Here is a 12,337-nt window from a genome sequence, read left to right on the forward strand (position 1 = left end):
CATATAAGAACAAATCTTCGTATGCAACTAAAAACATTTACGCCTTATTATATTCTGCAAAATAAATTAAATTCCATCATAATCGCCTTTTATCCCTCATGTACCGTTCTTCTCAAAATATATTTCTATCACTTGCAAATTCATATCATATGAAGCTGTCTCCCATACTGCATATAATTCTTCTTAATCTAAAAAAATCCTTTATAAAAAAGGATTTCTTTTACTTCTTCATGCTTTTTAACCACTTCTCAAAAATTTGTACCATTCCATGTTTTCCCGCTAATTTCTCTTCTCCTTGTTTCGTTTTATATGGGTATAATTGCAAGAAAACACCGCATCCAGACTCAATTTTTTTACTATGCATATGACTTCCTGGGTATACACAAATGACTTCATAAATGGCCCTTCGATGATAGATTCGCTTTCCCTCCTGTTCTTCTACAAATTTTATAGACCAGTACTTATACATTTGCTCAGTTGCTTTCGTATTCCCAACGTGCTGAAAAATATTGTACATTGGGCTATACTTCACTTCAATAATAATAGAAGATTGATATACGTATTTCTCTTTCTCCTTTACATAACAGTCTAATCGAATATCTGGCTTCTTCGTGTCTTCTCCATTATAAAAATTACTCCCTTTACTTAACGCAATAAGAGGATGTGTTTCAATTAAATCATTAAATGCCACATGGACTTTCATATCATCTCGATGTAAAACTACTGTCGTTCCATCTTGTAATCCATCTACATAAAAATGCTCTTGTATTTGTTCACGAATGGAATTTCTAGCTTCAAAACCAATTTGCTCTAACATGGAAATAACGATAAAAAAAGCGTAATATTCATACACTAAAAAAGTTGGTTTATAAACAAATAATAAAGATGGAGATTGATCTGTATATTGTGGAAGTAAATCTAAATGCTGTAGTAATTGTTGATGTGGTATCGGTAAATTATGTGAGTTCATCTTACCCGTTTCAGAAACTTCTCTCCAAAATGGAGAATGCATTAAAGTATGAAAGTATTGTACACTATTATGTACAAAATGAGCTAAAATTTTATATTCTTGTATCTTCATAGAACTTTTTCGTAAATCTGCCTCTTTTAGTAAATGTATATTTTTATATTTTTGTTTCTCTCTATCGGTCACTGATCCATTACGCTCAATTGTTTGTATAATCGTTTTTACAGCTTGAAATTCTTCTGATTTCTTCTTTTTTGCTTGTTCTAATATATCAATTGTTTGACGCAAAAAACTTTCAGCTTCAAGTAAATAAAGATGAAATTGCATCGCTTTAAATTTAAGAAATGCATTTTCCATACTATTTTTTTGTTCGATAAACTTACGATTATAATATTTTGCATACGGTTTTCTTTCCGCCACTACCGCTCCTTTCCTCGTTGCTTTCCGCTCCTTTTCTTCCCATTTATATTCATGTATAAATTTTGAACGCGATTCTATTTTCTTAAAAATTTGCTTTATCTTTTTCATTTTTTGTGGCAACTTTCTAAGTAACACTAAATAAGAAGAATCTTCAATATCACTAAGAGCAGAGAAAGTCTTTTTATAATAACCTCTATCTAAAATCAACTCATTTAAAATTGACTTCACATAGTTTTGAATCATTTCAAATTGATCATCAAAAAAGTTTTTTGGGACGACTTGGAAAGCACCATAGTACGTTCGATCTTCTATATTCACCTCAAAATGATATAAACCACAACGCCATGGATAAAAGAATTCCGTTTTCCCATGTTCATATATTAATACCTTTTGTTTTTTTTCATTTATTTCATATTTTGTCTCTTTTACATTTTTCTGTCCTTCATATACTTTATTCCATATAAAAGTAATATTCATTGGATTTTCATAATGGTATTGCAATCTAATTGGTTTTAATTCTTGCACTTTATAAATACATTGAACTAATGCTGTTGCAGATGTACAAAGACGATTTAATAAAATATATTCTCCTTTTGACTCCGTTCCAATAATTAACTTTAATACAAAAGGAAGCGTTTCCTTCGTATCAACGATTTCTGTTTCGTATCGCCCATCATTTTGCATAGCCATACAACTCCAGTTCTCTACGCTTTTCTCTTATATATGCTATAGAGTGTTCAAATGTAGATACTCTGTTTGCAAGTGGAGATTGCAAAAGAGGTACTAATGTTGCACCCCTTTTTACTTCCTCTGAAAGTAAAGACCCAACCATCATTTCAGTCCCTCTTATTTTCGTCAATACACGTTGCTTTATTTGTAAATCAAATCCTTCTTCTCTACTAATCATATAAGAATGACTATTTTGGAACGGTATATTTTGCAAATAAGTAGCAATTGCATTTGCACATCGAAAAGAAATTCCCTTTGACGTATCGTGTGATGACAATACACCATGTAACTTATCTAATAGCTCTAACTCTTCTTCAGAAAACACCTCAATCATCGTTTTATTCCTGACCCAATTTATGCGAAATTCTCCTGCAGTTACTTTCAGAGGTGGTTGTAATACAACTTTCTCTTGCTCCATGCACATCTCACAAAACGGAATCTTTCGTAAAGTTATTACATTCGTCCGATCTAATAATCGATCTGAGAGCTCCTTCGTCGTTTCATCAAAATTCACAGTACCAACAAATATAATATTTTCTCCAATTTCAATTGTTGGCGGAATTGGATTTTCTTTTTCTTGCACACCTTCATATAAATTTAAAATACGATTTTGCTTTTCAAGTTGAAGAACAGATAGAAATGGAGTAAACCAATGCTCAATATGTGACATATTCATTTCATCAAAAACGATTATATACAGCTGATTTTGATTTTCTTTTGCCTTCATTAACGCCCTAACTAATTTTGTTTCACTTTCAATAAAAGTACCATTTGGGTGAAGGTAACCAAGTAAATCATGTGGTTCTTGATATGATGGTGAAATCGGTATCCAAACCAATTCTTCCCCGTATTGTAATCCAAGTGCTTCTGCATAAGCTTGCACAAAACGGGATTTTCCAGCACCTGGTATACCACCCAGAATCGTCAACATATTTGTTTTTGTACTTATATGAAAGTTATAAATATCTGTTTCATCCAAATATAGCCCTTTATTACGTACAAAACTTTTCACATACTGTAAAAAGACGGATTCACGCTCATCCCATTCCCATTCATCCTTTTGCACTTTTATTTCCTCTACCTCTACAAGCTTACCTTCTTCAGTTATTCGTTTTTTTAATTGCTCATACACATGATTGCTTACAAAATATAATTGATCTTCTACCGCTATTTCTACATACTTCATCCAGTCATTAAGTTCTATATACTTACATTCCCGCTGCTGTTCAAAATATGCGATTGAACTAATTGACGATGACTTTAAAGATATATTTCCATATAACCTTCCCTCATGCCACAATAATTCAGGAGGCTCAAAGTCTTTCGGATATTTTGGCATTAGAAATGACAAATAACCATTACTAAGTTTTCTTTCTAAAGACTCTCCCTTTTTATAATCGGAAACTTTAGGTACTGGAATCATTTTATAACCGTTTGCTATTTCTCGCGCTTCTTCTGTACAAATTAACTCCACGTATATATGTCCTCTTTCATAATAGAGACGAAACATAATCAATTGCTTTTCTAGTTTTCTTTTCTTTAATTCCGAAAAGACTTTTTCATTCTTTTTATTGCTACATAAACCTTCAAATACATATGGTTCATTTTTCAATTGCTCTTGCAATGTGAATGGTATTGGCGATAGGCATTGTACAAAGAAATTCTCTCCACTCTTCTCACTCTCTGCTTTTGTAAACTTCCCAATAAACCTCATATAGTACATTCGTTTTATAAAACTTGGCTGAAGAGCTTTATGTAATTTCACCTTCGTCACCTTCTTTTTTTCATACTATTCTTAGTGTATGAAAGAAACGCAAAACTAGAAACAAAAAACCTGACGTTATCCGCCAGGTTCAAAATGAAATCGTATATTAATGAGATGGAAATGCGTTTTTCTCTTGTAAGATGGCATTATGAGCAATTTTCATTTTAGCAAGTACATATCGTAAACGATCTTCAGCGTTTTCATCTTTATGTTGCTGTAATTCCGCCAAATTCTCTACCGCACTCGCTAAATTTTCAATCACTCCTCGCAGTTCAGGATGATGATTAAAAAAAGATTCTTGCACTAATACTTTTCTTACTTCACTCGCTAAATCAACAATTCTGTTCAACTGTTCTTTTTCTTCCATTTTCATCCCTCCTGAATATCTTATGTATTAAATATTCTATAGACAAAGAAAAAAGCCCTTTAAATGAAAAGGACTTTTACATTTTTATGTTTCCAGTCAATAACATATAAAGAGATGTAACAGCTGCTACGACAATTGCACACATTACATATCTCTCTATACCAGTAAAACAACGATTTCCTTTTTCTTTTCTTGCATACACATAAACAATGATTCCAATCCCGTATACGATTGAAACGAGCAATAAATTCTTCAAACCAGCTGCATAAATAAGCCATATAGAGTAAAGTGAAGCAATTAAAGCTAGCGAACCATTTTTCACTTTTGCATCTTTTAGTTCATTTGTAATTACTAATTTGAATTGGAATAACGCTGATAATAAATATGGTACTAAAATTGATGTTGACGCTATGAAATACATAATTTGATATGTTGACTCTGAAAACAGAACGATTATAAATATAACTTGGGCAACGCCATTTGAGATCCATAATGCCATATGCGGCGTTTGTTTTTTATTTGTTTTCGTAAAGACTTTCGGAAACACGCCATCTTTTCCTGCTACATGGGAAATTTCAGAAACAAGTAAAAACCAACCTATTAATGTACCTACAAGTGAAGCAACTAACCCGATGTTAATCGCTACCGCGCCCCACGTCCCAACAACATGTTCTAATACATGTCCCATTGACGGCGTTTCTAAAACAGAAAGCTCTCCTCTTGTCATCGCTCCCATTGACAAGACAGAAATTAAAATATAAATAGACATTACTAAAATAAGTCCTAATACTGTCGCTTTACCGACATCTCGACTATTTTTCGCTCTTCCAGATAATACTACCGCTCCTTCAACCCCGATGAAAACCCAAAGAGTTACAAGCATTGTATTCTTCACTTGACCGAGTATAGAGGAAACTGAAATAGTTCCTTCTCCCCAAAAATCATGTGTAAATGTATCCCAGCGAAACGCTGTTACCATTACAACAATAAATAATACGATTGGTACCAATTTCCCTATTGTTGCAATAACATTCATAATAGATGCTTCACGAATACCAAATAAAATTAGAAAATGAAGTGTCCATAATAAAAGTGATGCTCCTACGATAGACGCAACACTATTTCCACCTTTAAAAATTGGGAAGAAATAGCCTAATGTACTAAACAGTAACATGATTGTTGCAACGTTTCCTAAAATTCCTGCTAGCCAGTATCCCCAAGCACTGTTAAATCCAATATATTCACCGAAACCAGCACGTGCATAACTATAAATTCCGCCCTCAAGCTCTGGTTTTTTTCTTGCTAACGTTTGATATACGAGCGCGAGTGGAATCATTCCCATCGCTGTAATACACCAGCCAATTATTATAGAGCCACTATTTGCTCCTACTGCTAAATCATGCGGTAAACTAAAAACACCGCCACCAACCATTGTTCCAACTACTAATGCAATTAATGGAAAAAAACCTAACTTCTTTTCTATTTGTACCACCCCATCTGTCATTCTAGGTGTTATGTTCGTTCAACTATTAAAGTCACCTTTTTCTCTAATAGACGCTTCTCTTATATTTTTTCAGGAAAACATTACTTATTCTAAAAGAAAATGAAGAAAAATGGAATACTTTTTTGAAAAAATGTATAAGTATGCACAAAAAAACCGTTCATTTTGTAATGAACGGTCATTTCATACGTATAAATTTGTATATTTCTTGTAAATTTAACGAAGTAAGTTCTCTTTTTGTAAAAATTGTTTCGCTACTTCTTCACTACTTTTACCATTTACATTCACTTCATAATTCATTTTTCGCATTTCGTCATCTGTAATCTTTCCAGATAATTTATTTAATACTTTTTCAAGTTCAGGATATTTTTGTAACGTCTCTTTTCTTAATAAAGGTGCACCTTGGTATGGTGGAAATAACCCTTTATCATCTTTTAGCACTTTAAGTCCGTATTGTTCCAATTCACTATCTGTTGAGTATGCATCAATTACATTCACATCCCCTGATTGAATTGCACTGTAACGTAATTTTGGTTCCATCGTTTTCACATTTGAAAACTTATAGTTATATAATTTTTGCATTCCTTTATAACCGTCTTCACGATCAGCAAATTCTAATGTGAATCCTACTTTCGCATTCTGTGCAATTTTTCCTAAATCAGAAATTGTACTTATATTATTTTGATCTGCTATTTTTTTCGGCATAGCTAGTGCATATGTATTGTTATACTCCATCGGCTTCAACATAACCATATTATATTTCTGTTCCATTCCAACGCGAGCCTGTTCATATACTTCATCCCGATTTGTACTTTTTGGCTCTTCTTTCACAAAAGTAGATAAAGCTGTTCCCGAAAACTCAGGGTATATATCTACTTCTCCTGATTTCAACGCTTCAAATACAAATGCTGTTTTTCCAAGACCTGGTTTTAATTGTACGTGTAAATCAGTATCTTGTTCGATAAGTTGCTTATACATTTGAATTAAAATTTCAGGTTCTGATCCAAGTTTGCCCGCAATAACAATATCTTTCTTTTCTGTATTCCAAAGAAATGGAGAAGCAACCATTATACAAACAATACATATCGTCAATATAACACGCTTAGACGAGCGTTTTGGCCTCTCAAGCACTCGAAGTACTACATCAAAGAATAAAGCGAGTAACGCGGCTGGTACGGCCCCTAAAATGATAAGCGCATGATCATTCCGATCGATACCGAGTAATATGAGTTTACCGAGCCCACCAGCACCTATAAGCGCTGCTAATGTAGCCGTTCCAACAATTAATACCATTGCCGTACGAATACCGGCCATAATAATTGGTAAAGCAAGAGGAAGCTCTACCTTCCACAGTCTTCTCCAGCTATTCATCCCCATAGCTTTCGCTGCTTCGATTAAAGATTCATCTAACTCCCGTATTCCTGTATATGTATTGCGTAAAATGGGTAATAGTGCATACACAACTAATGCAATAATGGCTGGCAGTTTTCCGATTCCTACTAACGGAATTAATAATCCGAGTAATGCAAGTGATGGCACCGTCTGCATAACTGCAGAAGTTCCTATAATAAACTCAGCCATTCGTTCTTTTCTCGTTAATAAAATGCCAAGCGGTACCGCAATAATTACTGCAAAAAATAATGAAATAAGCGATATTTGTAAATGCTCACTTAATGCAGTTAGTAATTCTATTTTTCGTTCTTGAAACGTTTGTATAAAATCAGTCACTGTTTAGCCTCTTTCCTTCATTTGTTCAACAATATAATTGACAATATGACGACTTGTTAAAGCTCCAACATATCGACCATTTTCTTCAACTGGAACGACTTCATCAGCTCGCAGGCGAACTAATGCTTCTTGTAAAGAAGAATGTAATGATAGTGCTTCCCCTTCTATCCGCATACTTTCATCAAGTGGCAATACATCTTCTATACTTTTCCCCTCATACCAAGGTCGCCCACGATTTCCAATGAACTCTTCTACAAATTCATTTTCTGGGTTATGTATAATTTCTTCTGGCTTATCTAATTGAACAATTTTTCCTTCTTTCATAATACAAATGCGATCTCCAAGTGATAATGCTTCTTGCATATCATGTGTTACGAACACGATTGTTTTTTGAATTTTCTTTTGCAATTGTACAATATCCTTCTGAAGCTGCTCCCTACTTAACGGATCTAACGCACTAAACGGTTCATCCATAAGAACGATTTTCGGATTTGCTGCTAATGCCCGTACGACACCAATACGCTGCTTTTGCCCTCCTGACAATTCATCAGGCATACGATTACGATATACGTCTGGATCTAATCCGACCATCTGTAGCAACTCATCGACACGAGCTTTTATTTTTTCTTTGCTCCACTTTCTCATTTCAGGAACAACTGCAATATTTTCAGCAATTGTCATATGCGGAAACAAAGCGATTTGCTGCAACACGTACCCTATATCCCAGCGTAATTCATTAATATTGTATTCTTGAATATCTTTTCCATCGATTAAAATTGAGCCTTCTGTCGTTTCAATTAAACGATTAATCATTTTCATTGTCGTTGTTTTCCCGCAACCACTCGGACCAATGAGAACAAAAAATTCCCCTTTTTTAATTTCTAAATGCAATGAATCCACTGCTTTTGTGCCATCTTCATATGATTTTGACACTTGATTAAACTGAATCACAAATACAACTCCTTTATCGTTGTTTCCTTTATTTTGCTGGAATATGGAATTCATTTCAAATGATACGCATTATTCTACAAAAAAAGAGCTCACATTTGAGCTCTTAACGGTCTAACAATATTGTTTTCATTATAGCGGCATATTCACGCACATACATTTTTCTCTTAGAACGCATTGGCGTTTCAGCAGCTAGTGCCTCCATCTTCATACCTAAACGCTTCGCAATTATTTTCGTTCTATATAAATGATACGTATTGCTTACAACTACCGCATGTTTCACATCATATAAATCTATACTAAACTTTACATTCTCATACGTATTTGTAGATTGGTCTTCTATTAAAATACGACTCTCATCTACACCATGTACCATTAAATAGTTTCTCATACTGTGAGCTTCTGGTATATCTTCATCTTCCCCTTGGCCGCCTGACACAATTACTTTTACCTCAGGATGAGAATATAAATATTCCAGCGCTACATCTAAACGATTTTGAAGAGATAAAGACGGTCTATCTCCAAATAACTTTGCACCCAGTATAAGAAGGTACGGAGAGTGATGGCTCAACTTTTCACGGGCAACCTTCTTCATTCGAAAGGTCATATAAAGAATGTATAGTGGTGGTAATAATAAGATTATAAGTAATATCCATTTGTTCATATATACGTTTACACTCCCTTTCTTTTTATTATACAGAAATAGATAGGAAGGCAGAAGTACTTTTTATCCCGCTTTAATAGGCAGTAAGACCCCCACCTCAAAATTCAGCGAAAGCAAAAAAGTTAAGTGGGGATGAAGAAAACCCCTACTGATTATTAGTTTCACTTTATATGATTGATTTATTAGAAACGTTCGTCCCTACTTTACGTTGTGAATATACATAATAAAGGGCAATTCCTAATGATAGAATCAATATACAGCTAAGTACGTAAAACGGGAGCATTACCCCAGCTTTAGATACACCAGCTGTAAACAGCATTAATAATACAATTCTTATTCCTGTACCAATTAATCGAAATAAGCTGTCTACACGTCCCATTACTTCGTTTGGGATTTCCTCCATCATCAATACATTTCTCGCCACTCTTGTCCCCGCATTTCCAATCGCATGAAAAATCGCTAGTCCATATAACAACATTACGGAAGGTTCAATAATCATTGCGGTAATTGAAATTACATAAATGCACATCGTCATAACGATTGAAACTTCTGTTTTGACATATTTCATTATGAGTGGAATACAGATCCCTGCAACAACCGCTCCGACACCGTACATCATGCCCTCTATTGCGTATACAGAGGCATTAGCTTTGAGTATATCCGAAATATAAACCGGTATTAAATAATTTGCCATCATGACACCTATAAATGGCATATAAGTAGCAAGTAAGAACCAAAAGAGCTTAGGACGTTTTTTCATAAAGTGAATTCCTTCGAACAATTGCTTCTTAAATGTTACTTTCCTTTTTACTTCCTTTTTCTTTACGTATGGTATACACAAGAAAAGGGCGAAGGCTCCTGCAAAAGTTAACATATCTACTAACAAGATCCATTTTAAAGAAATGATTTCAATAAGGAAGCTAGCAGCGGCTCCTGAAATAACTTGAGTTAACTGTCCTTGTATCTCCATTGTTCCGCTTAAATTTTTATAATGTTCTGCTTGAAATATCTCTTGGTTGAACGCAAATATTGTAGGATAAAATAATAAATAGTAAAATGACCCTGCTATATATATTAGAATATAATGAATAGAATGATAAGGTTGCCCAGCAAATCCCCATATAACCATTATTCCGATTACGGCTATCCCAATACCTTCATTACATAATAATAAAGATTTTCTTGAAAAACGATCAATACTTTGCCCGATAAACGGAGTTAACAAAAACATAATCAGTGTTGAGATGATGGAAACATAACCAAACGTTGTCTCTCCTCCACTCTCTTTAATTAACAACCACGGAATCGTTATCATTACAATACCGGAACCAATAGCTGATAGACTATTGGCCCCTAGAATGAAATACAAGCGTGAATCTTTATAAAGAGATGACATATCACTCAACCCCTAGTTGCTTTTTCACCTCTTTATATACGCCCATATATGCTTTTAATTCTTTAACTAAATCATGAATTAATGGTTTTGCATCTTCACCCAGTTCACCGTCTTGTACATGAAGTCCATCAAGCACAACTTGTTTTGGGATGGCATTGGCGTATACCCCTCTAGCAACAGTACGCATACTGTTTAATGCGTTAATTCCACCTTTACCGCCTCCTGCAACTGCAAGTAATGCGACAGGTTTATGAACAAATTCACTACTACTTAAGTAATCTAGCGAATTTTTCAACGCCCCACTCATTGCATTATGATATTCAGGTGTACATAGCACTACGCCGTCTGCGTTTTTCACTAACGCCTTTAATTTTTTTACTGCTTCTAATTCACGTTGTGATTCTTCCCCATTATATAAGGGTAGTTCTTCTACTGCTAAATCGAATAACTCCCCTTCAAATTGGTCAGCAATATATTTTGCTACCACACGAGTTCTACCGAATTTTCTTGGTGTACCGTTAATAACAACTAGTTTCATCATTATTTCTCCCCTTTGTTTTCAAGTTACACTTATATATTATCAGAAATTTCTATACAAAACACAATATAAAGAGGGAACTAGCTTAATAAAATAGTATAATAGACGAAAAAAGAACTCATACGAAAGTATGAGTTTTTCACATTTACTTTTCTTTCTCTTTATTGCTCAGTATGCCATTACTTCTTTTAGCTTCAAAATGGTTATACGCTTTTTCTGCTAATTTGATACGTTCTTCTGGCAATGCTATATATTTCATAATATTTTCTATTATTTTTTCATACGGAGTAAATACAATTCCCGGCCAATCTATTTCGTCCTCTGGGTTGCTATTTTCCGAAATAATAAATTTCTTATTTGCCACTGCATAAGAAACTCGAGGAGTTTCAAGAATACCAGATAAGTAAAAGTGGATATTTAATATAATTTTAGATCTGGCAATTAACTCATTTCTAACAATTCCCCACGCATTATTTTTAAAAACAATATTTAAATTCGGGGCAACGACTTTTAATTGATCCAATATAGCTTGCCGTCTTGGGTTAAGAGCACCTATAAACAGTATATCAATGTCTTCAGTTAATTCTTCATCAAATGCATCTTTTTTTATTTCTAAAGTTGGTGCATAGTTCATGCCTACATGTTTTATTTCTTTTCCTACTCCTCTTTGTTTTAACCATTCTATATTTTGTTTACTATAATCCCAAATTTCCTTATCTTTTAATAACATTAAATAAAGAGGATGCGCATAAGGGCTTCCTTCATATAGCTGTTCTAAATTATAAATAATTGCATTTTTCGGAAGGAGATGTGGGCTATGTGCATATGTATGCGCTCCAAAAACAATTGTATTCCCCACATTTTCGAGTATTGTTTCTGATATGATTGCTGTATTTCCCTCTTGCTCCAATCGCCATTTCAAAGCTCGCGCAACATCTATAAAACTACCATACGTCTTTGGGCATATAAACAAACAATAATCATATTCTTTATTCAAATAAGCTTCCATTAGCCTTAAATTATTCTTATATAAATCCACATCCGGATATTTCAGTAAAAGATCCTTTGCATGTTTTTTTGCTACTTTATATATTCCAGCATAATAAGCAGCAATGCACCTTCTTAATTCGATTCTTTGCTGATGTTCATCTGATACGTCCATGTTTAACAGAAGATTTGCGATACAATACGCTTTTAAATGATCACGATCATAATAATAATCTAGTAGTGGCAACAATTCTTCATACGTATTTCCATGCACAGATTCTCCTAGCTCTAGCGCCCATCGTATTAATTCCATTATTACTCCACTAC

10 protein-coding genes are annotated in these 12,337 nt (G+C 34.0%); all 10 read right to left on the reverse strand.

Going from position 1 to position 12,337, the window contains the following annotated elements; translation table 11 throughout:
• Window positions 1-220: 220 nt before the first annotated feature.
• Window positions 221-2,071 (reverse strand): hypothetical protein, encoded by a 1,851-nt coding sequence (locus ACTFRS_RS07200; protein ID WP_242294022.1) that lies wholly within the window; start codon window positions 2,069-2,071, stop codon window positions 221-223.
• Window positions 2,061-3,881: an AAA family ATPase gene (locus tag ACTFRS_RS07205; RefSeq protein ID WP_139867298.1), complete on the reverse strand. Its 1,821-nt coding sequence runs from the start codon at window positions 3,879-3,881 to the stop codon at window positions 2,061-2,063. Before ACTFRS_RS07205 ends, ACTFRS_RS07200 begins: the two co-directional genes overlap by 11 nt.
• A gap of 106 nt (window positions 3,882-3,987) precedes the next feature.
• Window positions 3,988-4,248 carry a hypothetical protein gene (locus ACTFRS_RS07210; RefSeq protein WP_000391444.1) on the reverse strand — a complete coding sequence of 87 codons (261 nt, stop codon included), beginning with the start codon at window positions 4,246-4,248 and terminating at the stop codon, window positions 3,988-3,990.
• 76 nt (window positions 4,249-4,324) lie between these two features.
• Window positions 4,325-5,752, reverse strand: coding sequence for an arginine-ornithine antiporter (gene arcD / locus ACTFRS_RS07215; RefSeq protein WP_139867300.1), 1,428 nt, complete (start codon window positions 5,750-5,752; stop codon window positions 4,325-4,327).
• Window positions 5,753-5,965: 213 nt separating this feature from the next.
• A complete protein-coding gene (locus ACTFRS_RS07220) occupies window positions 5,966-7,477 on the reverse strand; it encodes an ABC transporter permease/substrate-binding protein (RefSeq protein ID WP_139867302.1) in 1,512 nt (503 codons plus the stop codon).
• A 3-nt stretch (window positions 7,478-7,480) separates the two neighbouring features.
• Window positions 7,481-8,428, reverse strand: coding sequence for an ABC transporter ATP-binding protein (locus ACTFRS_RS07225; RefSeq protein ID WP_139867304.1), 948 nt, complete (start codon window positions 8,426-8,428; stop codon window positions 7,481-7,483).
• 103 nt (window positions 8,429-8,531) lie between these two features.
• Window positions 8,532-9,089, reverse strand: a complete 558-nt coding sequence (locus ACTFRS_RS07230; protein WP_139867306.1) for a YdcF family protein — start codon at window positions 9,087-9,089, stop codon at window positions 8,532-8,534.
• 166 nt (window positions 9,090-9,255) lie between these two features.
• Window positions 9,256-10,485, reverse strand: coding sequence for an MFS transporter (locus ACTFRS_RS07235; protein WP_242294023.1), 1,230 nt, complete (start codon window positions 10,483-10,485; stop codon window positions 9,256-9,258).
• A 1-nt stretch (window position 10,486) separates the two neighbouring features.
• Window positions 10,487-11,023, reverse strand: a complete 537-nt coding sequence (locus ACTFRS_RS07240) for an NADPH-dependent FMN reductase (RefSeq protein WP_014893779.1) — start codon at window positions 11,021-11,023, stop codon at window positions 10,487-10,489.
• Window positions 11,024-11,168: 145 nt separating this feature from the next.
• A complete protein-coding gene (locus ACTFRS_RS07245) occupies window positions 11,169-12,323 on the reverse strand; it encodes a glycosyltransferase family 1 protein (protein WP_242294024.1) in 1,155 nt (384 codons plus the stop codon).
• Window positions 12,324-12,337: the final 14 nt, after the last annotated feature.

Source organism: Bacillus cereus group sp. MYBK139-1 (genome assembly GCF_051916915.1).
GTDB classification, from domain to species: Bacteria; Bacillota; Bacilli; order Bacillales; family Bacillaceae_G; genus Bacillus_A; species Bacillus_A pacificus.

Bases quoted from the DNA above. Each gene is read 5' to 3' on its own strand.
- arcD (WP_139867300.1), bottom strand. From the start codon at position 5,752: ATGACAGATGGGGTGGTACAAATAGAAAAGAAGTTAGGTTTTTTTCCA.
- ACTFRS_RS07235 (WP_242294023.1), bottom strand. From the start codon at position 10,485: ATGTCATCTCTTTATAAAGATTCACGCTTGTATTTCATTCTAGGGGCC.
- ACTFRS_RS07245 (WP_242294024.1), bottom strand. From the start codon at position 12,323: ATGGAATTAATACGATGGGCGCTAGAGCTAGGAGAATCTGTGCATGGA.
- ACTFRS_RS07240 (WP_014893779.1), bottom strand. From the start codon at position 11,023: ATGAAACTAGTTGTTATTAACGGTACACCAAGAAAATTCGGTAGAACT.
- ACTFRS_RS07200 (WP_242294022.1), bottom strand. From the start codon at position 2,071: ATGCAAAATGATGGGCGATACGAAACAGAAATCGTTGATACGAAGGAA.
- ACTFRS_RS07230 (WP_139867306.1), bottom strand. From the start codon at position 9,089: ATGAACAAATGGATATTACTTATAATCTTATTATTACCACCACTATAC.
- ACTFRS_RS07210 (WP_000391444.1), bottom strand. From the start codon at position 4,248: ATGGAAGAAAAAGAACAGTTGAACAGAATTGTTGATTTAGCGAGTGAA.